The organism is Pseudomyxococcus flavus (assembly GCF_050038885.1).
GTDB lineage: Bacteria > Myxococcota > Myxococcia > Myxococcales > Myxococcaceae > Myxococcus > Myxococcus flavus.
In genome coordinates this window covers 3,990,341-4,015,696 of the sequence record NZ_CP143624.1, presented here as the reverse complement: position 1 = coordinate 4,015,696, position 25,356 = coordinate 3,990,341, and the positions used below count along the sequence as shown (strand labels likewise).

The 25,356-nt window shown below is 70.6% G+C and carries 18 protein-coding genes; 11 read left to right on the top strand and 7 right to left on the bottom strand.

What is annotated here, in order from left to right; translation table 11 throughout:
- Window positions 1–148: 148 nt before the first annotated feature.
- The 4 genes from VZL07_RS16930 to VZL07_RS16915 all read right to left on the bottom strand — a co-directional run bounded on the left by VZL07_RS16930 (window position 149) and on the right by VZL07_RS16915 (window position 8,461).
- Window positions 149–3,970 carry a protein kinase domain-containing protein gene (locus VZL07_RS16930; protein WP_426756577.1) on the bottom strand — a complete coding sequence of 1,274 codons (3,822 nt, stop codon included), beginning with the start codon at window positions 3,968–3,970 and terminating at the stop codon, window positions 149–151.
- 126 nt (window positions 3,971–4,096) lie between these two features.
- Entirely contained in the window at window positions 4,097–4,558 is a 462-nt protein-coding gene (locus tag VZL07_RS16925; protein WP_426756576.1) for a response regulator, read from the bottom strand.
- A gap of 160 nt (window positions 4,559–4,718) precedes the next feature.
- Window positions 4,719–6,197, bottom strand: a complete 1,479-nt coding sequence (locus VZL07_RS16920) for an Ig-like domain-containing protein (RefSeq protein WP_426757302.1) — start codon at window positions 6,195–6,197, stop codon at window positions 4,719–4,721.
- Between the two features lie 584 nt (window positions 6,198–6,781).
- Window positions 6,782–8,461 (bottom strand): carboxypeptidase-like regulatory domain-containing protein, encoded by a 1,680-nt coding sequence (locus tag VZL07_RS16915; protein WP_426756575.1) that lies wholly within the window; start codon window positions 8,459–8,461, stop codon window positions 6,782–6,784.
- A 254-nt stretch (window positions 8,462–8,715) separates the two neighbouring features.
- Between VZL07_RS16915 and VZL07_RS16910 the strand changes: the two genes are divergently transcribed.
- Together VZL07_RS16910 and VZL07_RS16905 are read left to right on the top strand one after the other, a co-directional pair.
- Window positions 8,716–9,168: an HIT family protein gene (locus tag VZL07_RS16910; RefSeq protein ID WP_426756574.1), complete on the top strand. Its 453-nt coding sequence runs from the start codon at window positions 8,716–8,718 to the stop codon at window positions 9,166–9,168.
- 67 nt (window positions 9,169–9,235) lie between these two features.
- Window positions 9,236–13,885 (top strand): AAA domain-containing protein, encoded by a 4,650-nt coding sequence (locus VZL07_RS16905; protein WP_426756573.1) that lies wholly within the window; start codon window positions 9,236–9,238, stop codon window positions 13,883–13,885.
- 19 nt (window positions 13,886–13,904) lie between these two features.
- Here VZL07_RS16905 and VZL07_RS16900 read toward each other — a convergent pair whose 3' ends face one another.
- Window positions 13,905–14,522 carry a Uma2 family endonuclease gene (locus VZL07_RS16900; RefSeq protein ID WP_426756572.1) on the bottom strand — a complete coding sequence of 206 codons (618 nt, stop codon included), beginning with the start codon at window positions 14,520–14,522 and terminating at the stop codon, window positions 13,905–13,907.
- Between the two features lie 140 nt (window positions 14,523–14,662).
- Here VZL07_RS16900 and VZL07_RS16895 point away from each other — a divergent pair, with 140 nt between their 5' ends.
- The 8 genes from VZL07_RS16895 to VZL07_RS16860 all read left to right on the top strand — a co-directional run bounded on the left by VZL07_RS16895 (window position 14,663) and on the right by VZL07_RS16860 (window position 24,183).
- Window positions 14,663–17,497 carry a TonB-dependent receptor domain-containing protein gene (locus VZL07_RS16895; RefSeq protein WP_426756571.1) on the top strand — a complete coding sequence of 945 codons (2,835 nt, stop codon included), beginning with the start codon at window positions 14,663–14,665 and terminating at the stop codon, window positions 17,495–17,497.
- Between the two features lies 1 nt (window position 17,498).
- The gene (locus tag VZL07_RS16890) at window positions 17,499–17,954 is read left to right on the top strand and encodes a GNAT family N-acetyltransferase (protein ID WP_426756570.1); all 456 of its coding nucleotides are present in this window, start codon (window positions 17,499–17,501) and stop codon (window positions 17,952–17,954) included.
- Between the two features lie 125 nt (window positions 17,955–18,079).
- Window positions 18,080–19,267 (top strand): NAD(P)H-dependent flavin oxidoreductase, encoded by a 1,188-nt coding sequence (locus VZL07_RS16885; RefSeq protein ID WP_426756569.1) that lies wholly within the window; start codon window positions 18,080–18,082, stop codon window positions 19,265–19,267.
- Window positions 19,268–19,316: 49 nt separating this feature from the next.
- Window positions 19,317–19,679, top strand: coding sequence for a hypothetical protein (locus VZL07_RS16880; protein WP_426757301.1), 363 nt, complete (start codon window positions 19,317–19,319; stop codon window positions 19,677–19,679).
- A gap of 18 nt (window positions 19,680–19,697) precedes the next feature.
- A complete protein-coding gene (locus VZL07_RS16875; RefSeq protein ID WP_426756568.1) occupies window positions 19,698–22,025 on the top strand; it encodes a hypothetical protein in 2,328 nt (775 codons plus the stop codon).
- Window positions 22,026–22,089: 64 nt separating this feature from the next.
- Window positions 22,090–22,476 carry a lactoylglutathione lyase gene (gloA, locus tag VZL07_RS16870; protein WP_426756567.1) on the top strand — a complete coding sequence of 129 codons (387 nt, stop codon included), beginning with the start codon at window positions 22,090–22,092 and terminating at the stop codon, window positions 22,474–22,476.
- A gap of 70 nt (window positions 22,477–22,546) precedes the next feature.
- Window positions 22,547–23,380 carry an NAD(+) diphosphatase gene (gene nudC, locus VZL07_RS16865; protein ID WP_426756566.1) on the top strand — a complete coding sequence of 278 codons (834 nt, stop codon included), beginning with the start codon at window positions 22,547–22,549 and terminating at the stop codon, window positions 23,378–23,380.
- A 110-nt stretch (window positions 23,381–23,490) separates the two neighbouring features.
- A complete protein-coding gene (locus VZL07_RS16860; RefSeq protein WP_426756565.1) occupies window positions 23,491–24,183 on the top strand; it encodes a radical SAM protein in 693 nt (230 codons plus the stop codon).
- A 19-nt stretch (window positions 24,184–24,202) separates the two neighbouring features.
- Here VZL07_RS16860 and VZL07_RS16855 read toward each other — a convergent pair whose 3' ends face one another.
- Window positions 24,203–24,637 (bottom strand): hypothetical protein, encoded by a 435-nt coding sequence (locus VZL07_RS16855; protein ID WP_426756564.1) that lies wholly within the window; start codon window positions 24,635–24,637, stop codon window positions 24,203–24,205.
- Window positions 24,638–24,665: 28 nt separating this feature from the next.
- Entirely contained in the window at window positions 24,666–24,950 is a 285-nt protein-coding gene (locus tag VZL07_RS16850; RefSeq protein ID WP_426756563.1) for a hypothetical protein, read from the bottom strand.
- A gap of 89 nt (window positions 24,951–25,039) precedes the next feature.
- Between VZL07_RS16850 and VZL07_RS16845 the strand changes: the two genes are divergently transcribed.
- Complete coding sequence (locus VZL07_RS16845) at window positions 25,040–25,351, top strand: hypothetical protein (protein WP_426756562.1); 312 nt, start codon at window positions 25,040–25,042, stop codon at window positions 25,349–25,351.
- Window positions 25,352–25,356 lie beyond the last annotated feature (5 nt).

Below are 25,356 nucleotides of genomic sequence, written 5' to 3'. Positions count from 1 at the left end.
GCAGCGGTCGCTCGCCCAGCAACTCAGGCGAGTCCCCGCAGGCACTTGCTTCGTCGACTTCGCGTCAACGCCCCAGAACGCCAGGGCAGACACGGGGTTCCTCCGTCCGCTAACGCGCGGAGCGCATGTAGGGCAGCCAGGCAGGCGCTCAGGGCGTGGGGGAAGGCGCCACGTCCGCGCACACGCGCAGGCCCACCGTCACGTCTCGCAGCGAAGGCTCCGGCAGCTCCCGGTTGGAGGCGCGCGCGGAGGTGGCCGCGAAGGCGAAGCTCCCCCCTCGGGCCACGGCCTTGCCCGGCTCCAGCCAGGAGCGGGTCCACTCCCACACGTTGCCGGACATGTCGTCCACGCCGAACGGGCTGCGCGAGGCGGGGTGGCTGCCTACCTCGTCCGGGCCGAAGCCGCCGGGCTGCTTGCCGTACGTCGTGTCGATGTTGGCGTCATCGGGCGCCAGGGTGTCACCGTGCGGATACTCCCGCCCGTCCACGCCGCGCGCCGCGCGCTCCCACTCCAGCTCCGAACAGAGCCTCGCGCCGGGGACCCGGCCGCTCTCCGACAGCCACGCGACATAGGCCTCCGCGTCCGCGAAGGTGATGCCGCTCACGGGGAAGCGCAGCCAGTCCTGCTCCGCGCGCGAGGTCCGGCGGGCGTAGCGCAGCGGCTCGCCGGCCCGTGCCACGTAGGGCTCATTCCCCGGCTGGAAGCGCAGCCGCCAGACGCCGTCCACCTGGCTCAGGTTGAGCAGCCCCGCGTAGCCTCCGGTGCCCACGCGCGGCAGGCGCCGCGCGCGCTGCTCCGGCGGCAGCGACTCCACGAAGGCCAGCCACTCGGCATAGGTCACCTCGTACCGGGCGATGAGGAAGCCGGGCACGTCCACCGAGTGCTGGGGCACCGCGTTGAAGAACTCGCGCACGCTGGCCTCGGCCGCGCTGCCGAACTTCACCTCGCCGGGTGGAATGAAGACGAAGCCCTCCGGCACGCTCCCGGCGCGAGGCAGCGGCACACCCAGCCGGCGCGCCTCGCCCCGCCGCAGCTGCACCCACTGCACCACCGGCTCGTATCCCAGCGCGCGCACGGACACCTGGTACGTGCCCGGCGGCACCGGCACCTCCACCCAGCGGCCCGGGTTCGCGCTCAGGGCGTCCCCCAGTTGATAGCGGCCCTGGGCGTCCCGCGACAGCGGGCGCAGCTCCACCTCCGCGCCGGGCACGGGTGTCTCCAGGGTGAGGCGCGCGGGGGCGTTCCAGCGCAGCCAGCGCGTCCCCTCCGTGTCATAGAGGCGCAGGCGCTGGAGCAGCGCGGGCAGCGCCGAGGCGTCCTCGTCCTGCTCGGCCCACAGGGCGCGCTCGTAGAGGAAGTCCGCGAGCGCCTCGCGCACGTCGGAGCGGCCCGGGGCCAGGGCCAGCGCGCGCTCGAGCCGGCCCGCCACCTCGTCGAAGTGGCCCCGCAGCATCCCCGCCTGCGCACCCGCGCGGCTCCAGTGCCGGTCCGCGTCGGCGCGGCGACCTCCGTCGTAGAGGCGGAAGGCCTCGGCGCGCTCGGCGCCCAGCGCGCCCCATGCCTGACGCACGGCGCTCATCGCCAGGGCGGCCTGGCCCAGCTCGTCGCGCACCTGCCGGTCCAGGCTCCAGCGCTCCCTCAACCGGAGCCCGCCGTAGACGAGCCCCAGCGACACGACGAAGCCCACCACCAGCGCCTGCCGCGTCCGCCGGCTGCGCACCATGGTGCGGCGCGAGGCCTTCAAGAAGTCGCGCTCGCGACGCGTGAGCTCGCCCGTGTCCAGCACCCGGGCCTCCGCGAGCTGCCGCGGTCCCCACAGCGACTCGCGCGGGAAGCCGAGCTTCTCCCAGTGCGCGGCGGCGGACTCCAGCCGGGATTGGACTTCCCGGCGCTCGGAGGCCTCGGCCAGCCAGCGCGCCAGCGTGCCCCAGCCGGAGAGCAGCGCCTCGTGAGCCAGCTCGTACGAGGTGCCGTCCTGGGCTTCTCGCGCCACCAGCAGGCGTGCGTGCACCAGGGCCTCCAGCGCGGCGCGATAGCGCGGGTCGTCACCCACCAGCTCACGGTCCGTCTTGCGTGCGCGCGTGCCGTCCGCGGTGACGAGCCGCAGCAGCACGCCTCGGGCCGCCACCCGCTGGTCCGGTAACAGCCGAGCCACCGCGGAATCCGCGTGCCGCGCGAGCGCCCCCTCCACGCCGCCCATCGCGTCCAGCGCCGCCTGCGTCATGACACCCGTCGCCACGTCACGGGCTTCCCACATCTCGGCCAGCGCGAACTGGAGCACCGGCAGCCCGCCCTCGGCGGCGGACAGGGTGGAGGTGACGAGCGCGTCCACCAGGGCGTCGGACTCGAAGCGCACGCCCTTCACGCGCGCGGGGCCCGTCACGGCCTCGCGCGTCTCTTCGGGCGTCAGGGCGCGCAGCAGGTACAGCGCACGAGGCACCTCGGCGCCCAGTCCTGGCACGGCGGACAGGCGGGTGAGGAAGTCACTGCGCCCGGTGGCCAGGAGCCGCACGCCACTGGCGCCCTCCGCGAGCGCGCCCAGGGCCTGCCCCGCCAGCTCCACCTCGGACGGTGGCGCCAGCGTTACCAGCTCCTCGAGCTGATCCACGTAGACGAGCAGTCCGTCGCGCGTCCCCAGCTTCACGCGGAGCCGGCGGACCAGGGAGGTGGGCTCGGCGCGCAGGGCCTCGGCCAGGGCGTCCTCTTCGGTCTCCAGCACCGGAGCCAGGGCCGCGGCCAGGGTCGAGATGGGCCTGCGCCCCGGCACCAGCCGCACGGTGCGCCAGTGGCGCCCGTCTTCGAGTCCCCCCTCCGCGACAGCGGGCAGCAGGCCCGCGAGGCACAGGGAGGACTTTCCCACGCCCGAGTCGCCGGTGATGAGCAGGAAGGGCTCCGCGCGCAGCCGCTCCAGCACCGCGCGCTGCTCGCGGCGGCGGCCGAAGAAGACGGCGCGGTGCTCCGCCTCGAAGGCCTGGAGACCGCGGTAGGGATTGCCCTCCGGCACGGCCTGGACGACGTCGTCGCGCGCGAGGGACTCCAGGGCGTCGAGGAGCTGCGCCGCCGTGGCATACCGCTCGGACGGCTCCCGGCGGAGGCACTTGTCGATGATGCTGGCGAAGGCCGGGTCCACGGCGGCCGCGGCCTGGGCCAGCGGGCGTGTGTCCCGGCTCCGCACCGTCTCCGACAGCTCGCGCCACGGCACGTCGCGGAACGGGCCCTTGCCGGCGCACAGCTCGTACAGGACGACGCCCAGCGAGTACACGTCACTGCGCGCCGTCAGCGCCTCGCCCGCCCAGGCCTCCGGAGACATGTAGTAGGGCGTTCCCACCAGCGAGCCGCGCGGCAGCGAGGGAAGGAAGACGCCATCCAGCGAGCGTGCGCCCAGGTTGGGGCTGGCGTCCGGGTCCAGCTCCGGTGGCAGCTCCGGCGGCGTGGCCTGCCCGGGGGCCTCGGCATCGCTGGCGCCAGCGGCGCGGTCCAGGAGCTTCGCCAGGCCGAAGTCGAGCAGCTTCACCTCGCCGCTCTCGGTGAGCACCGCGTTGCCGGGCTTGATGTCCCGGTGCAGCACCCCACGCCGGTGCGCGGCGCTCAGGCCGCGGGCCAGGTCGCGCCCCATGGCCAGGACCCGCTCCCACGGCTGTGGCTTGGGCAGGCGGTCCAGGCTCATCCCCCGGATGAACTCGGAGACGAGGTAGGGCTGCTCCTCCAGTTGCCCCACCCGGTAGAGGGTGACGACGTTGGGGTGCTGGATGCGGGCCGCCGCCCGGGCCTCCACGAGGAACCGCGCCAGGGCGTTGGGCCCCAGGGCGGGGATGAACTTCACCGCGACCGGGCGCTCCAGCAGCGTGTCATGGGCCAGGAACACGCGCCCCGTGCGCCCACGCCCGATGGCCCGCACGAGGCGGTACTCGTCGAACTCCTGGGGAGGAGTCCACGCATCAGGAGACGGCGAGGCGGCCGGAGAGCCCACACACGGTGCCTATGCATCCGTCCGCCAGGGGTCAACTGAACGGACCCGAGGGAGCGGCCACTGAGTCTCCGAGGGCGCCGGAGTGTCCGCTGTCGAGCAGTGGAGGTGTTCTGCGTCCTGCGCTCCCTAGCCGCCCCCCACCTTCCGCTTGCTGGGCTTGAGCATGTTGCGGATCTTGTTCTCCAGGTCCTGCGGCAGGCAGGGCTTGGCGACGAACTCGTCCGCGCCAGCATCCCGCGCGTGCTCGGCGTTGCCCGCGAGCACGTGGCCGGTGAGTGCCATGACCGGAATGTCCCGGGTGCGGGCGTCCTGCTTGATGCGCCGCGTGGCCTCCCAGCCGTCCATGATGGGGAGGGACAGGTCCATCAGGATGATGTCGGGCTCGCCCTCGCTGGCCTTCTCCACCGCCTCCATGCCGTTGCGGGCGGTGTCCACCTCGAAGCCGACGAACTCCAGGTACTCGGCGTACATCTCCCGCGCGTCATCGAAGTCGTCCACCACGAGGACACGCTTCTTGTTCCCGCCTGTTGCGGGCTCCGCGGAAGCCGACATGTCATCTGCCGGAATGGTCATCGCCGTGTGCTTCATGGAAACCGACGCCTCTCGGGTTGGAACGGGCGTTGAACAATCTATACACGCCCCTCCTGACGTGCCCACCCCACCCCGCTCTTCAACGAATACGAACCGGAGTGCCGAGACGTGTTCACTTGAAAACACGCGGGGTGGGAGGCGGAACGTCGACGGGGGTTCAGTTGTTGGGGCGGTAGACGTAGAGGTGGCGTTGGCTCGGAGTGCCTTCGGTCTCCTCGATGCGGGCCAGCACCCATTGCTCGGGGCCCGTCATGAAGAACTGGGCGCGCCCCACGGGCCTTGAGCCTGTGCGAGGGAGCAACGGTGCCCCCATGAGCCCCCAGGAGTTCTCGTCCCAACGACGGACATAGTGGTTGACGGGACCACCGGCGACTTCAGGCTCGGAGAACAGTGCAACCAGTCTGCCCTCATGGTCGAAGTCCAGGACCTCCACCATGGAGTCCGTTGCGCCAGGATACATGCCATCGATGCCAAGTCCGAGGTTTTGCCACCCCTCCGCTGGCACGGAGCGCTGAATCCATGGTCGAAAACTTGTCCCGACGTCCTGACTGGGCATGCCGAGAATGAGACGGTCCTCACCATCCAATGCGGACACCATCGGAGTGCCCCAACCAGACATCGGGCCCATGTCCTCAAAATGTGTCCCAACCCACCTCTTGGAATAAGGCGTCACTGCGCCCCCAGCCCCAGACTGAAGAGTCCAAACAACAACAAGACGACCTAGCGAATCCATCATCAGACTAAAGTTCAACTGGAGCCAATAAGGATTCAACACCGTCCCCCCTAGTCGCTCCCAACTCCCTTCACCCCAGCGAAAAACATGAATCCCAGACGAAACATTTGCATCATACTCATGAAGAACCAGCCATCGCTCTCCCTGAGGCCCCACGACAAATCCAAGCGACTCAATCTTCACCACAGATTGCTCTAGTGTGACGGGGGTTCCGAGAGGAGACCAACTACTTCCATTCCAACGATAAACGCGAACGCCAGCAGTCCCATCAGGCATCTCCCTAGTCCACACCACGTAAATCTCCCCCTCTGGCGTGCTCCAGAGAGCGCAAGTCTTGATAACAGACTCCACCCCAACGGTCTCCAGGACGTCGCCTAGCAATTCCCAGGTCTCCCCTGACCATCGCTTGACGTAGACGCCATAGGTCGAAGGAGTGCTCCCCTCGACAAAAGCAACGACTGGTCTCCCGTTACCATCCTGCACGAGCGAGAATGTCGAAACGTTCATTCCCGTGGCCATATCGGCAGAGATGGCGCCCCCAAGAAGCAGGTGCCTGGGAACACTCCACCGCCAGTCAAGCGCAGTGACATCCAATTTGTTGCCTGCCATGTCTGTTACCGACGACTTGATGGTCACGGATACATCTGACTCCACCGGGATTTGCTCAGAAGGGCTCACCGTCACGCTCGCGCCATCGGCTGACAGGCGCACCTCCGCAGCAACTTCCGATTGATTGACCAAGAGCCTGACGGACTCGGCAGTTACCGTGGACGGATCGATGGCCTCAGAAAAGACAGCCTGAATGGGGGTGCGCACGGATACGTCCTGGTCTCCAGTTCGAGGGCGCTGTGTCACCACCTGCGGCGGCGTCCGGTCGACCACGAGCGTCCGCAACTCACTCATATAGGCGTGGTCCCCCAGCGAAGCTCTCGCGGCGAACACATGAGCGCCTTCAGCGAGAGCCTGGGTGTTCCAGCGAAGCTCGTATGAAGGCGGGGATAGCAAAGCGACCAAAAAGCCATCAACGAACAGTTCGACTGAGTCCGGGACAACCCCCGTCACCGAAACCCGGACATCTACATCACAATTTGTAGCAGTCCGTGACAGCGTTAGTGTCACGACAGGGGCCGAAGCTCCCGCATCAGGGCTCTCAGGCACAACCTCAATACCTGGCACATTGATACAGGCCCAGAACAAGGTACTGACACACACGGTCAATATTCGGATGGAGTTCATATGTCCGGCTTGCCAATGCATCTGCCATTCCGCGCAGCGCAAGCTCAGCTCCAGGAAACCCTCTGAAACTACAGCACCTTGCGTCTTGAAGCGGTCAAGACTCGGTCCACGGCATACAACCTCTTGGACACTGGATCCGGGCTTGTAGACTCCATGTGGTTTTCCTGCCTTTAGCCCCAAAAAAAAATGAAGCCCCATGGATATCCATGGGGCTCCAGACACTGCCTGTTCAGGTACCAGCTACAAGCACATCACGGAGCCGGAGAAGAAACGGGGGCGGGCTGCTGAACCAACCCAGTTACCGACAAATCCTCAGTAAGCGGCTGCCCCATGTAGTTCTCGTAGGTGCCGTTGATGGAGCGCAACGGAAGGTCGGAGAATTTCACGACCATCTCAAGTCCACCAAAGCTCGTGCTCGGGATCACGTTCGTCCCGATATACGTAAACTTCCATCGCGTGGTGTAACCAGATTCGACAATGTCAAAAACGGGGAGTTCAGCTGGATTGCGCGTCTGAACAGGCGCAGTAGGCTCTTCAGGGGAGAGCAGGAACCCGGTCGGATTATTCAGCTCCCCGGGGTAGTCACCGATAACCCCTGGCATAGGACCGCCAATGTCCCAGTTCACATGGGCATAAACGTGTCCGGTCACATTCGAAGGGCGCACAATCGGGTGATTAAAGGACAGGAAGACTTCCTCATTCGAGTTCAGCTGGGACGCAGCCTCTGAGCCCACCAGCGACCGCTCCTGGTAACGCGCCGCAACAATCGACATCTGGCGGACAGTCGACGCGTCGCCCGTGAAGAAGAACCCGGTCCGCGCATACATGCTGCCACCCTCCGAGGACACGGCACGCAGATCAATGTTGTACTCTTGTCCATCCGCGATGGAGCCGCCCGGGTTGATGGTCGCACTGTAGCCACCATTCGCCACGCTGGTCGTCACCGGCAGAAGCTCCCCAGCGTCCTCGCCCGTCATGCGAACGAACAGCGACCCCGGCTGAATCGGCTGGTTGAAGAACAGGTGGATGGGCTCGCCCGGACGAACCAGGTTGCGCAGCGGGTGCATGTCCGCAGCGGCTCCGCGCAAGCTGGCCACGTTGCTGCTCTCGATGCTCAGCGGCACGTTCTGCGGCCGCGAGTACGGCAGACTGATGAGGCGCGTGGTGCTGTTGCTGACCACCTCGGCGGCCGTGTACGTGCTGACGTAGCCTCCCGTCTCGGGGATGCCGTCAGCGTTCGAGTCCATGGGAGAGACCCACAGCCTGTACTCGGGATTGGAGCCGCTGCGGGTCAGCCGTGCCAGCTCCGACGCGCTGGGGATGCCCGTGAACGACACCAGCCCCTGGTCGTTCGCGATGCCCTCCACCACCACGGAGTTCACCATCGACGAGGACGCGTCACCGCTGCGGATGGAGCCCGCCGGCGTGGCCTCCAGCGTCGCCCGCGCACCCGCCGCGGGGCGGCCCTGAGGCGTCACCACCAGGAAGTTCAGCGTGCCATCCAGACGCGCCAGCGTGATGGCGCCGAAGCTCGCGTTGCCGTTGTTGATGGGAACGTTGCCCGCCGACGTCGGCACCGTCGCCCCCGCGCGCAGCGTGGCATAGCCCGCCTTCGAGATGGTCAGGAGTACCTCGGCGCCACCCGGAACGTTCGTGTACGTGAAGTTGCCCTTCGCATCCGTCGTGGCCGTCACCGCCTCCGCCGAGCTGCCGATGGTCATCTCCACCGTCACCTCAGACAGCGGCCGCAGGTCCGTGCCCAGCACCTGGCCGGACACCGTGCCCTTCGGCGTGGCCGGCGTCACCACCGTCACCGTGTTGGGCTCGCGCACGCCGTCCGCGATTCCGTCGCCGTCCGCGTCCACGAGGTCGTCACCACACCCCATCGCCAGGAACGGCACCACGGCCATTACCAGATGCTTCTTCATCATCCCCGCCTTGAAAGAAAAGTCCCCAAGTATCGCCGCCTCAACACTCACGAAGCGCGAGCCGGACACTCTCCGACACTTGCCCGTGCCGTCAAGAAGGCCACCCTTGATTCAGCGGCCGTTTTCGCCCCGCGAGACGGCTCAACCGGGTGTGTCACGGCTCACTCGGACAACCTCGGATGCCCTCGATGACATGGGTCCTCCACGACCCGATTTTGTGACCCACCCGCGCATCAAGGGGCTGCTAGCGTGAGCCCATGCCAGATGTATTGGATGTGAATGACCCATGTCTCGGCTGCGCCATCGCGCGCGGCGAGACACGGCCCGTGGGAGGCATCATCGCTCGCGCGCCCGGACTGGTGTTGCATGGCGTCGCGGGCCCGAGTCCCGTTCCCGGCTGGGTGGTCATCTCCAGCGAGCGACACGTGCGCGCCTGGTATGACCTCGACCCGGGCGCCGCGAGCGAGCTGGGCCCTTTCGCCGCCCGGGTCATGCGCGCCCAGCGCGAGGTGCTGGGCGCCGAGCACGCCTATGCCTTCGCCATTGGCGATGTGCTGCGCCACTTCCACCTGCACCTCGTGCCGCGCTACCCGCAGACGCCCCAGCGGCTCTGGGGCCGCGCCGTCTTCGACGCCCCCTCCGCGGAGCATCTCCCCGCGCAGGACTTGGAGGCCGCCGCGCAGGCGCTCGCCGCCGCATTGTCCCGATGAAGCGGGGGCCTGGGGCCCGCGCCACGTGATAGAGACAGCGGCCTCCCTCCCGTCGAGAGGTGCCGCCTTGTCGCCCGAGCCCCGCAACCGCGTCCTGGAGAAGATGCTCGAGCGGCTTTATGCCGCGCTCGCATCCGGCCCCAGCCTCAACAGCCGGCCGCACAACAGCCGCCAGCGCGTGGACCTCGCCACGCTGAGCCGCCTGGACGGAACGCCACCCCACGCGGTGCTGGCGGCCCTGCTGGGTGAGAAGGCCCAGGCCCGGCTCGCGGTGAAGCCGCCCCCGCCCGAAACACGCACGCGCAAGGCATCCGCCCAGGCCCGCTCGGCGAGCTCCGCCGACGAAGCACCGCCGGATTCCGACTCGCTCGGCGCGGCACAGGCCTCCAGCAAGGCGCCCGCCCAGGCCCGCTCGGCGAGCTCCGCCGACGAAGCACCGCCGGATGCTGACGCACTCAACACGGCGCCGACCTCCAGCAAGGCATCCGCCCAGGCCCGCTCGACGAGCCCTGTCGATGGAGCGACTCCGGACGCCGAGTCACCCGACGCGGTACCAGCCTCCGGCGCCCCGGAATCCGCCGACGAAGCAGATGCCCCCTCCCGCGAGGAGGAGGAGCAGCAGGCCCTGCTGCGCAAGCTGGCCACCATCGTCGAGGACGCGCGCACCTTCGAGCAGGACACCGGCGCCCATGTGCTCCACGTGGGGTTCCCCCTGCTGCACCTGCCACCGAGCGCCAAGGACAAGCGCGGCTTCGGCACCCGGCGCATCCTCGCGCCCATCGCCTTCGTCCCCGTGCGCCTCACGCTCAAGAAGGGCCGCGTGCCCTCCGTGGAGCTGGAAGGCGCGGAGGCCGGCGTGGACCGCGTCGCCCCCAACACGGCGCTGCTCGCCTGGGTGGAACAGCAGACCGGGCAGCGGCTCGGCGACCTCTTCGCGGACGAGACGGGTGAGGACCCGTGGCGCGAGCTGAACGAGCTGGTGGCCGCCGTGTGCAAGGCCCTGGAGCTGCCCGCGCCGCCTGCCTTCACCCCTGAAACAGCCCTGGCCCCCGTGCCTCGCGGCGACGATGCCCAGTCCCAGGCGGCCATCCTCCCCAGCGCCGTGCTCGGCCTGTATCCCCTGTCCAACCAGAGCCTCGTGGACGATGTGCGCGCGCTGCTCGACGGTGAGCCCATCTCCGGGCCCCTGGAGAGCTTCCTCCGCGTGGACGTGTCCCTGGGCGGGCCCTCGGGTCACGGCGGCGGCGAGCCCAACCTGGAGGGCCACAAGCGCGCGGGCGAGGAGCGCCTCGTCACCCTCGCGGACCCGTGCCAGGCGCGCGCGGTGCGACTGGCCCGCAGCAGCCGAGGGCTCGTCATCCACGGGCCCCCGGGCACCGGCAAGTCGCAGACCATCGCGAATGCCATTGGCGACCACCTGGCGCGCGGGGAGCGCGTGCTGCTCGTGTGCGACAAGCGCACCGCGCTGGACGTGGTGAAGCACCGCCTGGACCACCTCGGCCTGGGCCACCTGTGCGCCGTCGTCCACGACGCCCAGCGGGATCAGCGCGACCTCTACATGGGCATTCGCGAGCAACTCGACACGCTGCCCGAGGCGCGGACCGACGCGGCCGTGACCCGGGAGCTGGCGCGCGTCGACGCGGAGCTCCAGTCCCTCCATGACGAGCTGACCTCCGCCGACCGCGCCCTCTCCCAGCGCCCCGCCGGTGGCAACGCGCCCTCCTTCCACGAGCTGGTGGGCCAGTGGTTCTCCGTGGAGGCCCCCGCCGCCCTCACGCCCGCGGTGTCGAGCCTCGCCGACGCCCGGCTGAGCGACGTGACGTCTCGCGAGCGCGAGGTGCGCGAAGTGCTCGAGCGCGGCGGCAAGGAAGGCTACCCGGACAATCCCTGGCGCGAGGCGCTGGGCACCGACCTCGCCACCTACCTCGCGACGCCCCTGGCCACGTACCGCGAACGGCTGACCGCCGTCGACACCGCCGCACGCGACGCCGACGCGCTCGCGTCTCCGGACGTGCCCGTCTTCGGCGCGGACCCTCGGGCCGAGGGCGCGGCGCGGGCCGCCTTCGCGGAGAAGCTGGCGCCGCTGCTGGACACCGTCAGCGCGGACGTCCTCGCGCGCTGGGGCTCGGCGACGCCGGAGGCGGTCCAGTCCGCGAAGACGCAGCTCGACGGACTGGCGGCGCAGCGCCAGGTGCTCGCGGAGGGGCCGCTGGACGCGGAGCTCGCCCTGGTCCACCGCGAGCAGCCGCAAGCCCTGGGCGCGCTGTCCTCCGCGCTGGCCGCGCTGGGCTCGTACCTGGACATCGCTCGCAAGTGGTACGCGTTCTTCTACTTCGCGCGGAAGGCCGGGGCCCGCCGGGTGCTCCAGCAGTTCGGCCTGACGCTGAGCATCCTCGCCGCGGAGCGCGTCACCCGCTTCTTCACCGGCGCCAAGGCGCGCGCCCTGCTCAACGAGTATCACCGCACCACGCTCGTCCCGGGCACCACCGAATCCCTCAGCGACGAGGCCCTGTCCCAGACGCTGCGCACCCACGCGGCCCTCTTCGAGCTGCTGGGGGAGCTGGAACGCACACCCCTGCTCGTGTCCTGCCGCGACGCGGTCCGGACCGCGTTGAAAGGGGACGCGGGCGCGCGCTCGGCACTGCTGGCCGGGCTGCGCCAGTCCGCTGCCCGGGGCGACGCCATCGCGCGGCTGGAGGCCCGGCTCGCGGAGGCAGGCCTCTTCTCCACCGTCTGGCTCGACGCGCGCTCGCGCGGCCTGCGCTCGGGGGAACGGTTGGCCTCCGCCACCGCGGCCCTGCTGTCACGGCTGTCCACGGTGGAAGGCCTGCTGCGCATGCGCACCGTGCTCGCGGGCCTGCCTCCCGCGCTGGAGTCCGCCGTGGAGCGGCTGGCACATCAGGGCGCCGAGGCCGATGAAGGCTGGCGAGCGGTGCTGAAGGCCACGCTGGCGGCGGAGACCTCAGCGCGCCTGCGCGAGGACCCCGCGCTCCAGCACATCGACGCCGAGCGCGTGCGCGCGGCTCATTCGCACTACCGCATGCTGGAGGAGAAGAAGCGGGGCCTCGTGCGCGATGCCCTGATTCACCGCTGGACGCAGCGCCAGCGCGAGCGGCTGCTCGCGGGCACGGGCGGACGGCTCAACAGCCAGGGCGCGGAGCTGCGCCGGCGGTTGATGCTCCGGGGCGAGCGCGCCATGCGCGTGCGTCAGGTCATCGCCACGGGGCAAGGCATCGAAGGCGGAGACCCGCTCTTCGACGTCCGCCCCGTGTGGATGGCCAGCCCGCAGACGGTGGCGCAAATCTTCCCGCGGCGCCCCATCTTCGACGTCGTCATCTTCGACGAGTCCTCGCAGTGCCGCCTGGAAGAGGCGCTGCCGGTGCTCACCCGCGCCCACCGCGTGGTCATCGCGGGCGACCCGAAGCAGCTGCCTCCCACGCGCTTCTTCGAGTCCGCCGTGGTGCAGAACGCGGAGCAGGAGGCGGAGAGCGAGCAGGGCCTCTTCGAGGAGCAGCAGTCCGAGGTGGAGGACCTGCTGTCGGCGGCGCTCAACCTCGACATCGACCAGTGCTACCTCGACGTGCACTACCGCTCGCAGAACGCGGACCTCATCGCCTTCAGCAACGACCACTTCTACGACAAGCGGCTCCAGGCCATCCCCGCGCACCCCTCCCATCGCGCGCCCCACGCCCCCTTGCGGCTGCTGCCCGTGGGCGGCATCTACGACAAGCGCGCCAACGTCATCGAGGCACGCGCCGTGGGTGCGCTGGTGAAGGAGCTGCTCGCGCGTCCCGAGCCGCCCTCCATTGGCATCGCATGCTTCAACCTCACCCAGCGCGACGCCATCAACGACGTCCTCGACGAGATGGCCGCGAGCGACTCCGCGTTCGCGGCCCGGCTGGCGGAGGCGCGCGTGCGCCGGGGCTCGGGCTCGTTCGAGGGGCTCTTCGTCAAGAACCTGGAGAACGTCCAGGGTGACGAGCGGGACCACCTCATCATCAGCACCACCTACGGCCCGGACCGGCAGGGCCGCTTCTACCGGCGCTTCGGCCCCCTGGGCAGCGCGGGCGGTGGCCGGCGCCTCAACGTGCTGGTGACGCGCGCACGGGAGCAGATTCATCTCGTCACCTCGATTCCGCGCGAGGCCTACCAGTCACTGCCCCCTGTCGAGGCGGGCCGGCAGCCCAACGGAGGCTGGCTGCTCTTCGCCTACCTCCGCTTCGCGGAGGCCCTCGAGCAGGCCTACGCCCAGCAAGCCCAGCGCGACTCCGAGCCCACCGCGCCGGAGACGCTCCGGCCCGAACAGCAGGCCGAGGTGTACCCGCGGCCCACGGAGGCGGGCTCGACGTTCGCACAGGCCCTGGCCAGGCACCTGGCCGCCCAGCACCGCGTGTCGTCGGAAGTCCACTGGGGCAATGACGGCTTCTGCGTGGACATCGCGCTCCGCCACCCCACCCGTCCGGGCGACGTCACCGTCGGTGTGCTCTGCGACGGCACGCGCTATCCCAAGGCCACGGACCGCGTGGAGTGGGACCTCTTCCGCACCGGCGTGCTGGAAGGCCAGGGCTGGCAGCTCGTGCGGCTGTGGACGCCACACTTCTTCCGCGACCCGGAGGGCGCCACCACCCAGGTCCTCCAGGCTTCGGGCGAGAAGCTGATGCGCGAGCCCTCCGCCACGCCCCAGGCGGCCGTGTCGTCCCGGAGCGTGGTGCACTGAGAGAGCCCGGGCGCCGCGCTCACGGCGCCTTCGCCTCGGGTAGCCACAACACGCCGAGCTCCAGCTCCAGCGCTTCGAAGGGCTCGGCGCGGACGCGCTCGTCACCTGTCCAGGTGCCCTGCTCGAGCCACTGTCCGCTGCTCAGCCGGTACACCTCCAGCGTCCGCGCCTGTGGGTCCACGAGCCAGACGTGCCCGACGCCTTCCCGGGCGTAGATTCGCTTCTTGCGCGTGCGGTCCAACGAGGCCGTGGAGGGCGAAAGCACCTCGCAGACCCAGTCCGGCGGCAAGGTGAAGAAGGGTACATCCGGGACTTCCGGCATGCGCTCACGGCGCCAGCCCGCCAGGTCCGGCACCAGGACGTCCGCGCCGAAGTGCAGCTCCGGCTCATCCAGGAATGACCAGCCTCCGGGCCCTCCCCGCTCCCGCTCGAAAGGGCCGTACAGCTCGCCACCCAGCCGGGAGCTCGCCCGCGCATGCCGGCTCGCCGGCCGGGGCTGCGCGATGAGCTCCCCGTCGATGAGCTGCCCCACCCAGTGCTCGGGCAGCGCCTCCAGGTCCTCGTAGGTCGCCGGACGCTTCGTCTCCTGGCCCATTCCCGTGTCGCGCTCCTCTCCCACTGCCGGCCCCTGCATCATTGCCCCCGCCTCCCTGGAGTGGAACCCCACTCCTTGCTGCGTGTCCAGGAAGCATTACCTGACGGGTCTGACGCCGAGCGGCCAACCTTGAGGCCCCCATGGACCTCTCCCCTCGGAGAGGGAAGAATGCTTGCAGTCCCATGCGTTCCTCCCGTTCTTTCGCGTTCGTCCTGTCGCTGCTCCTCCTGTCCGCACCCGTGCTCGCGGACAACAACGCGGATGAAGCGGACATCGCGTTCGAGCTCGGTAACGAGGCGTACTCCAAGGGCCAGTACGCCGAGGCGCTGCGCTCCTACTTCACCAGCTACCGGCTGGTGCCCAACCGCAACGTCCTCTTCAACATCGCCCGCTGCTTCGAGGCGCTGGGCAAGTTCAACGAGGCGTACCGCTACTACAACGACCTGCTCGCGGAAGACCTGCCCAAGGAGGACGCCGCCGAGGTCTCCCGCTCAGTGGACCGGCTCCGTCCCAAGGTCGCGCTGGTGCGCGTCACCACCAACCCCAAGGGCGCCGACGTCTACGTGGACCGCATGGACCTGGGCAGCCGGGGTCGCTCGCCGCAGACGCTCGCGCTGACGCCCGGCCGTCACAAAATCATGGTGAAGAAGGACGGCTACCGCCCCTCGGAGGCCACCCTCACCCTGGTGCGTGGTCGGGAGATGGAGCAGACCTTCGACCTGAGCCTCATCACCGGGGGCGTCGAAGTGACGGGCACGCCGACGGGCGCGGAGATTCGCGACGCCCCCAACGGCAACATCCTGGCCCGGGTTCCCGGGCGGGTGCGGCTGCCGCCCGGCCAGCGCGTGCTGCACGTGCGCGCGCCCGGCTACGCCCCCGCCCAGTACGTGGTGGACGTCCCCGCCGATGGCAGCGTGCCCGTCAGCGTCGCACTGCGGCCCCAGGACCGGCCCACCGGCCGGCTCGTGGTGACGGCCAACCGCGACGGCGCCACGGTGCGCGTGGATGGCAAGCCCGCCGGCTTCACGCCCACCGTCGTCACCCTCCCCGAGGGCGAGCACACGCTGGAGGTGGAGAGCCGCGAGGTGCGCCCGCTCCGCCAGACGGTGACGGTGGTGGCCGAGGAAGAGGTGAAGGTCCACGCCGAATTGCGCTACGCCCCGCCCCCGGTGCGCGCCGCGTCCAAGAGCCTGGTCGCCGTCGACGAGGCGCCCGCCTCCACCACGGTGCTCTCGCAGGAGGAGCTGCGCGCCTTCGGCTGGCGCACCGTCGCGGAAGCGGTGGCCGGCGTGCGCGGCTTCTACCTCACCGACGACCGGACCTACACGTACCTGGGCGTGCGTGGCTTCTCGCCGCCGGGCGACCTCAACACGCGCATCCTCATCCTCTGGGATGGCCACGCCATGAACGACGTCTGGGCCGGCCAGGGCTTCGCGGCCCGCGACCTGAGCGTGGACATCCAGGAGGTGGAGCGCATCGAGGTCGTGCGAGGCCCTGGCAGCGCCCTCTACGGCACGGGCGCCTTCTTCGCCGTCATCAACGTGGTGCCTCGCGAGTCGCTGGGCGCGAACAACCACCTCGAGGTGACGGGCGCGGTGGGCGCGCTGGGCACCACGCGCGGCCACGCCACGGCGTCGTGGGAGGAAGGAAACCGCTCCGTGCTGGTGAGCGCCTCCGCCCTGGGCGCCACGGGCGCGGACACCACCCGGCTGGGCACCAACGGCCCCATCATCACCGGCCTGGACGCCGAGCGCGCCGCGGGCGGCTCGCTCCGGGCCCGCCTGGGCGATTTCTCCTTCCAGGCCCAGTTCAACGTGCGCACCAAGGAGCTGCCCACCGCGCCCTACGGCACGGTGCCCGGCACCGAGGGCAACATCGTGGAGGACCTGCGCGCCTTCGCCGAGGCCCGCTACGAGCGCCAGTTCACCGAGCGCTTCAGCCTGTCCGTGCGCGGCGCGTTCGACCTCAGCCGCTACGAGGGCACCTACGTCTACCCGGAGGAGGACGGCGGCCCCCGGACCGAGGGCGGCGCGGCGGACTGGCTCACCGCCGAGGCCCGCGCGCGGCTCGGCCTGTTCCAGGGCAACGTCCTCACGCTCGGCGTGGAAGGTCAGGCGCAGCTCCGCGTGCGGCAGGACGCGGGCGACCTGCCGCTGGAGACCCAGGCGCGCACGCTGCTGTCCGCGTACCTGCTCGACGAGTGGAAGCTCCACCCGCGGCTGAGCGTGTCGGCCGGTCTGCGCCTGGACAAGTACGTGGACCTGGACAGCACGCCCATCACCCCGCGGCTGGCCGTCATCGCGCGGCCCTATGAGAAGGGGCTCACCAAGCTGGTGGCCGGTAACGCCTTCCGTGCCCCCAACGTCTACGAGCTCTACTACGCGGACGGCATCTCCCAGGGCGCGGCGGTGAACCTCCGGCCGGAGACCATCACCACCTTCGAGCTGGAGCACTCCCACGACCTGACGGACGAGCTGCGGCTCACCGTCGCCGGCTACCACAACCGCATCTCCCGGCTCGTGCAGCTCACCGCGGAGGACAGTCCCTCGGGCGAGTGCGGCAGCGCGCCGTGCCTGCGCTTCATGAACGCCGACGGCACCACGCTGGCCTGGGGCGCGGAGGCCGGCGTGCACTGGCAACCGGGCCGCTGGCTGCTGGTGGACCTGAGCTACTCCTACGTGACGCTGCGCCACGCCTCGGAGGAGGTCGCCTCCGCGGCGCCCGCGCACCTCGTCGCCGGCCGGATGATGCTGCCCATTGGCGCCGGCGACATGCGCGTGGCCACCCAGGCCATCTACCAGAGCGCGCGCCCCACGGGCCCCGGCGGCGCGGAGAGCGGCGAGGCGCTGCTGGTGGGCTTCGGCCTGTCGGGCGACTACGGCCCGCTGCGCTACTTCGCCGGCGTCCACAACCTGCTCGACACCCGCTACTCACTGCCGGTGTCGGACGAGAACTCCATCGCGCCGGTGCCCCAGTACGGCCGCACCTTCACCCTCCAGCTCACGGGGACCTTCTGACGTGACGCCCGGTACCCCTGACTTCGCGTTCACTTTCATCGAGCCGGGGCACGCGCTCTACGCGGGCGAGCTGGAGCTGCGCTTCCGCGTGCTGCGCGAGCCGCTCGGCTACACCCGCGCCGACGTCGCCTTCCCGTTCGAGGCGGACAGCCTGCACCTGGTGGCGCACCGGGCAGGCACCGTGCTCGGGTGTGTCCTCTTCAACCCCGAGGACGCGCACGGAGGACGGCTGTTCCAGATGGCCGTGGCCGCGCACCTCCAGGGACAGGGGCTGGGCGCCCGGCTGGTGCGTACGCTGGAAGCGGAGCTGGTGCGGCGCGGCTTCAACCACGTCCACCTGCATGCGCGCGCGCCCGCCGTCCCCTTCTACGAGCGGCTGGGCTACTCCGTCTTCGGCGAGCCCTACACCGAGGTCGGAATCCCCCACCGCAACATGCACAAGACACTTGGAGCCTAGGCCCGGCCCACGCCTGTTACCCGGCAACCAGCCTGGAGGGCCCTCTTCCGCTCCTCGCCTCTGGGACATGGATGTTGCTGGTAACCTTGGAGGAGCCGAAGAGCCTGCCAGCTTCAGGAGACCCGATGAACGGAGCGAATGACGGACGTTCCCCGCCCTCTTCCGGTGATGTCGAGCTCGACGAGGAGCGCAGTGATTCCGGTCCCGAGCCCCGCCGGCCTCCCATCTATGTCCTGGAAGGCAACACCCTGCACACGCGGCTGACCCGCGAGCTGGGAGTGAACTATCCGTTCGTCAGCGACGGCATGCCCTTCGTGGCGCTGCCCCCGCTGGTCATCGCCGTCTCGGAGGCGGGCGGCGTGGGCATGCTCGGCGTCGCGCCGGAGCCCGCGGACGTCCTGGATGCCCGCCTGCAGGCCATCCGGGCGGGCACGCAGAAGCCCTTTGGGGCCAACCTCCTCGTGACCCAGGGCGGGGGCCAGCACGCCACCACGCGCGAGCATGTGGACGTGTGCATTGCCCGGCGCGTCCCCGTCGTCTCCTTCCAGGGAGAACTGCCGCCCGCCGAGTGGGTCGCGGCGCTGAAGGCCGCGGGCCTTCGCGTGTGGATACAGGCACCGTCGGCCGAGGCGGCCCGCCAGGCCTTGGCCCTGGGTGCGGACGCGCTCATCGCCCAGGGCCGGCAGGCCTCCGGCATCAACCACAGCAGCACCCCCACCCTGGCGTTGGTGCGCGAGCTGCGCGCCATGACGGACACCGTGCCGGTGCTGGCCGCCGGGGGCATCGCCGACGGGCTCAGCGCCGCGCGCGCCCTCTTCCATGGCGCGGACGGCGTCTGGGTGGGCACGCGCATGGTGGCGTCCGTGGAGGCATACGCCCACCCGGGCTACAAGCAGCGCATCGTCGAAGGAGACGCGGGCGACTCCGACCTCACCACCGTCTTCGGCTCCGCGTGGCCGGGCCAGCGCATGCGCGTGCTGCGCAACCGCGTGGTGCGCGAGTGGACGGGACGCGAGGGACGGGTCCCCATGCCCACCCCGCCGCCCGAGCGCGTGGCCAGCACCCGGCTCTTCCCGGGCACGCCCGGAAGCACCTCGGTGGACGTACCGAGGTTCAGTGCCTTCGTCCCCACCCCCGACACCGAGGGGGACCTGGAGGAGCTGGCCATGCCGGCCAGCGGCGCCAGCATGGCTCGCATCGAGAGCGTGCTGCCGGCCGGGCAAATCGTGGTGGAGCTGATGGAGCGGGCGCGCCGGGTGCTCGCCGATCCCCACGGCCTGGAGGCCGACGCCGATGAGGACGGCCGGGGCTGAGTTGGAGTAGAGCGCCCTCATGGGTGCAAGGTGGCGTCGAGCAGCACAGGTGGGGTGGTTGGCCTTCGCGCTGTGCGGCGCCACCGCGGTGGTGCGCGCGGCCACGGCGCAGGTGCCGCCCCCCACACAGCGCCTGTCCGCGGCCGAGCGCGAGCAGGTGGGCCACGCCGCGGCGGCCCAGGAGGCGGAGTGGCGGCTCAAGTCCCGCCATTCCTTTCCCGGTGACCGCTGGTCCCAGGACGACGACTTCGGCGCCTCCGAGCGCAGGTGGGCGGTGGACGAGGCCCGCCGCCGCCGCGTCCCGGTGACGGACGTCATGGAGGCCATCGACGAGGAGCTGCACAGCCGCCCCGTGCTGCCGCCGCGCAAGGCCACCGCGAGCCCCTGCAAGCCCCGCCCCTTCTACGACTGAGCCCTGCGCCCTTCGCCCATGATTCCTCCTCCCCGCAGGGTGCTCCGCTTCGCCCACCGCGCCGCCACCCTCGCCAGCCTGCGGCTGGCCCTCTTCGCCGCGCTGGCGTTGGCCGCGAGCTGGCGTCCGCTCCAGCAGGCCGGTGGGATGAATGACTTCCGCGACGCGCACCTGCTGCACTCCTACGAGGATGCGGGCACGCGCACGGTGACGCACTACGGGCAGCTCCCGCTGTGGAACCCGTGGGCCTGCGGCGGGCAGTACGCGCTGGGCAGTCCGCAGACGCGGGTGGCGTCGCCCACGCTGCTGGTGTCCACGTTGATGGGCGCCCGGCGCGCGGAGTCGGTGCTGCTGTGGGCCTTCCTCGTGTTCGGCATGGAGGGCTTCTTCCACTACGCGCGGCGGCGTGTGGGCTCCGCGCTGGGCGCGCTCGCCGCGGCGCCGCTGTTCGGTCTGGCGGGCTTCACCGCGCTGTCGTGGTCCATTGGCTGGCTCAACTTCGCGGGCTTCCTGCTGCTGCCCTGGCTGCTGTGGGGCACGCGCCGCGCGGCGGAGGGGCACCTTCGCGGCGCCGTGGTGGTGGCGGGAACGTTCGCCTTGCTGCTGGGCTTCGGCGGCACCTATCCGGTGCCCATGGGCGCGCTGTTCGTCGCGCTGGAGGCCGGGCGCACGCTGTACGGCCTGCGCGGGACGCCCCGGCGCAAGGCGGCGGTGTGGGCGCTGGGCGCCACCGCCGTGTTCACCCTGGGCGCCTGCGCGTTCCGGCTGTGGCCGCTGGTGGAGACCATGCGCTCGGCGCCGCGCATCATGGCCGGCACGCCGGGCAACTCCGCGGAGGAGCTGGTGCGCATGCTGCTCCAGCTCCCAGCGCGCTCCGGCTACAGCGACCCGGGCAACTTCTTCCTCGCGCCCGCGGTGCTGGCGCTGATTCCCCTCGCCGCGTGGGCCTGGCGACGCGCGCTGTACCCGGCGGTGCTGGCGGCGCTGTGCGTGTGGATGGCCGCCGGCTATGCGGCGACGCCCTCGCTGTTCGGCGCGCTGCGGCTGCTGCCCGTCTTCGGGACGCTGCGCTACCCGGAGCGCTTCCTGGTGCCCGCCGGGTTCTTCCTCGCCGAGCTGGTGGCGCTGGGGCTCGCCGTGGTGCTGGTGCGCGTCTGGCGCGTGCCGCCGGCGCGCACGGCCGCGTCGTGGTGGCCCACCGCGGCGGCGGTGGCGTGCGTCGTCATCGCCGTGGGCTGGGGCTTCCAGGTCCGCGCCTTCGACCGGCTCAGCCGCTGGTCGCAGATGGTGCCCTCGCCCGGCCCCGTTCCCGAGGAGGCGGAGCGGCCCTTCGCGCAGGCCCGTGGCAACCGCTGGGCGCAGGGCTACTTCCTGGCGCTCAACCGCGGCTCCATCGCCTGCGGCGAGGCGTGGCCGGTGCCCATGTCGGAGCGACTGCGCGGCGACCTGCCCCAGGAGGAGTACCTGGAGGACGCGTCCGCGGGCACCGCGCGCCGCGTGGAGTGGACGCCCAACCGCGTGACGGTGGACGTGGCGGCCACGCGCCCCACGGTGCTGCTGGTGAACCAGAACTGGCACCCGGGCTGGAAGGCCTCGGAGGGCGAGGTCGTCTCGCACGACGGACTGCTGGGGGTCCGGTTGGCGGAAGGAACGCACCGCGTGGTGCTGCGCTTCCTGCCCCGCTCGGGCATCGGCGGAGCGCTGGTGTCCGCGCTCGCGTGGCTGGGGCTGGGCTTCGCGGCCTGGAGGCTGCGTGGGCGGCTGGGGCTTCCCGCCATCGGCGTGGCCTGTGTGCCGCTCGCGGCGTGGGCCGTGCTGCTGGGGACGTCGACGGAGCCGGTGGCGCGCGCGGTGCCCCTCAACGCGGATGGCTCGCCCATGGTCATCTCGGCGCTGCCGCCGGCGGCCAGGCCGCTGGGCACGCGGTTCGACGTCCCCGTGGAGCTGGTGGCGGCGGAGGTGCCGCCCGCGCCGGACGCGGAGGGGTTCGTCCACACGGTGCTCTACTGGCGCGTCACCGGGCCCGTGCCCCGCTCGGCGGGCATCTTCGTCCACCTCCCCGGCCCCGCGGGCAGCAAGCGGAAGAACGCGGACCACCCGGTGCTGGGCGGCACCTTCTTCCTCGCCGAGGCCCCGCGGGACACGCTCCTGCGAGATGCCTTCTCGGTGTCCACCAAGGACTGGGACGCGGGCACCTGGAAGGTGCAGGTGGGCCTGTGGCACGCGGGCGGTGACGGCTCGCGCATCGGCGTGCGGGGCGAGGACGGCAAGCCGCTGGCGTCGTCCCATGTCGAGGCGGGCACACTCACCGTGCCACCCAAAGCACAGTCCCAGCAGAAGCCCTGAACCCGACGGGCGCCGGGCACCCGGGACGCATGACGCGACGGGGTGATGGCGTTATGAAGCGCGCATGCGAATCCTGCACACCATGCTCCGCGTCGGCGACCTCGAGCGCTCGCTCGACTTCTACACCCGGGTCATCGGCATGAAGTTGCTGCGCCGTCACGACTACCCCGACGGCAAGTTCACCCTGGCCTTCGTGGGCTTCGGCCCCGAGGACACGCACCCCGCCCTGGAGCTCACCTACAACTGGGGCGTCGAGAAGTACGAGCTCGGCACCGCGTACGGCCACATCGCGCTGGGCGTCAGTGACATCCATGCGACGTGCGACGCCATCCGCCAGGCCGGTGGCAAGGTGGTCCGCGAGCCCGGTCCCATGAAGCATGGCACCACTGTCATCGCCTTCGTCGAGGACCCGGATGGCTACAAGGTGGAGCTGATCCAGAAGGACAGCTGAGCCGCGCCGCCCCAGGCCCGGAGCTCACGCGACGACTGCACGCCCGACCCGGGCCCGTTAGTGTGGCCCCGTGAGCTCCGCACCCCACTTCATCCCCAACCCCACCCCGCCCGACCGTCCGCGCGAGGGCGCCCTGCTCTTCCTTGCCCGAGGCATGGACCTGCTCGTCCAGGAGCACGCGGAGGGGGTCTCCATTCCCACGGGCGCGGCCTTCCCGGAGCTCGCCGCCGCCGCGCACTACCTGGGCGAGCTGGACGGCGTGGACTGCTACGCGGCGGGGTTCGCCAAGGACTTCGCCGTACCCGAGGGCTACAAGGCCGTCCCCGCCCGCTCGCTCTACAAGCGCGTGGATGACGTCCGCTTCGCCGTGGCGGGACGCGCGCTCGCCATCGTGGAGTGGGACCTCACCCATCGCTTCTGCGGCCGCTGCGGACAGCCCACCCAGCTCGTCGCCGGAGAGCGCGCCCGCCGTTGCCCGGTGGACAAGACGCCCTTCTACCCTCGCATCGCCCCGGCCATCATCGTCCTCATCACCCATGGCGACACGATGCTGCTGGCGCGCAACGCCCAGTTCCCGGAGCCCATGTTCAGCACGCTCGCCGGCTTCGCGGAGCCCGGCGAGTCGCTGGAGGAGTGCGTGGCCCGCGAGGTGAAGGAGGAAGTCGGCATCGACGTGAAGAACATCCGCTACTTCGGCTCGCAGCCGTGGCCCTTCGGGCGCTCGCTCATGGTGGGCTTCACCGCCGAGTACGCGGGCGGCGACATCGTCGTGGACTCGAAGGAAATCGCCGAGGCCCACTGGTTCAGCCCGGACCACCTGCCCCGAATCCCGCCGAAGCTCAGCATCGCCCGCCAGCTCATCGACGCCTTCGTCGAGCGCGTGAAGGGCACCGCCGCGCCCTGAGCCCACGAGCGGGGCAGCAGGCCCCCGCCCGGCGCCTGTTTGTGGGCTTGACCTGGCGCAGCAGGTTGGGGTTGAAGCGCCCCTCCCCAACGAGCAAAGACGAAGAAGCCATGCCCGCAGCGCGCCCGCACATCGAACCCCGACGCGTCCCCACCGCGGACTCCGTGGTGGTGAAGGAGATTTATCTCAGCGTCCAGGGAGAGTCGTCCCACGCGGGGCTGCTGTGCGCCTTCGTCCGCCTCACGGGCTGTCACCTGCGCTGCACCTACTGCGACAGCGAGTTCGCCTTCCACGGCGGCGCGCGCCGGAAGATTCCGGACATCGTCGCCGAGGTACTGGCCATGCGCACGCCCATGGTGGAGGTCACCGGCGGCGAGCCCCTGCTCCAGCCCGGCGTCTATCCGCTGATGGAGGCGCTGCTCGACGCGGGGCTGAAGGTGCTGCTGGAGACCAGCGGCGCCATCGACGTGCGGCTCGTGCCCCCGGCGGTGCACAAAATCGTCGACATGAAGACGCCCTCCTCGGGCGAGCACCTGCGCAACGACTACCGCAACTTCACGTCGATGAACGCCAACGACGAGCTGAAGTTCGTCATCGGCTCGCGCGAGGACTACGACTGGGCCAAGGCGCTCATCGCCGAGCATCAGTTGCTCCAGAAGCCCTACGGCACCCTCTTCTCCACCGTGTTCGACAAGCTCCACCCGCGCGAGCTCGCCGAGTGGGTCATCGAGGACAGGCTCGCCGTCCGCTTCCAGCTGCAGATGCACAAGTACATGTGGGACCCGAACGCGCGCGGTGTGTGAGCGCGCCGTCCGGCCCTCATCACCGTGAGCTCCACGCTGCTTCAAGCACGAAGGCCGCCCAGCCCGCGGCGAGCCCCAGGTCCACCCAGCCGAGCACCACCGTCACCCGCGCCAGGGTCCGGCCGCGCTCCGCGCCCTCGCCCCGGGCGATGCGCCGCAGCTCCCGCATGCCCAGCACCACGCCCACCAGGCCCGCCACCAGCGTGGGCAGCGCCAGGATGTACAGGGAGCACGGCAGGCTCGCCAGGCCCACCACGTTGAGCGCCAGGGCCACGGGAATCACCCGCGACGGCCGCGCCTCCTGGCGCAGCACCGCCACGCAGGGCGCACAGGAGGGCGTCTCACCCGCCAGCTCCGTGCAGTCACCGCATAGGAAGCCGCCGCAGCGGGCACACGTGGCCACCGCGGCCACGTCCGGGTGGGTGGCGCAGACGGCCCCTGTGGGCGTCAGCACACGGCCCTCCACCTGGGGGGCCTCGCCATCAGAAGCCCGTGGGCGGAGGGGGACGGGCGCTCAGCGCCGCGGCGCCATGCAGCCCCAGCCCCAGGAAGACGGCGGCCAGCACCGTGCAGGCCATGAAGCCGGCGACGATGAGGCCCTTGCGCCGGTGCTCGAACTGGCTGAACGCGTAGAAGAGCATGTAGCAGGGGATGAGCAGCACCATCATCCCCGTGCCCACGCTCCGCCGGAACGCGTGGACGAGCAGGGTGGCAGCGCATCCCAGCGCGAGGACGGCAAACAGGATGGCGAGCGGAAGCAGCGGCACGCCCACTTCCTTAACACGTTCCACCCTTTGCGGCGCTGGCGTGCACATATTAAGCACGCCCCGACGTCAACCAGCCGAGGTGCCTGCAGATGAACGCCGCCAAGACGCTCCTCAACTTCGTCCTCGTCGGCGCCCTGCTGGGCGTCGTGGTCGCCTCGTGGATGGGACCGAACTATCTCGGCTGGTACAACGAGACGCCCTACGCGACGCAGACGATGTGCAACCTGCCCGAGGTCATCCGCAAGACGTCCGCGGACCTGATTTCGTATCAGGTGATTGGCGGAGGCGTGGGCGCTGCCCTCTTCCTCGTCCTGGGCGTGCTCTTCGTCCGCCGCACCCACCGGCGGGCCCGGCCGCAGGCGGACCAGACGCCGCCCACGGAGCCGCACGCCACCGCCTGACGGGC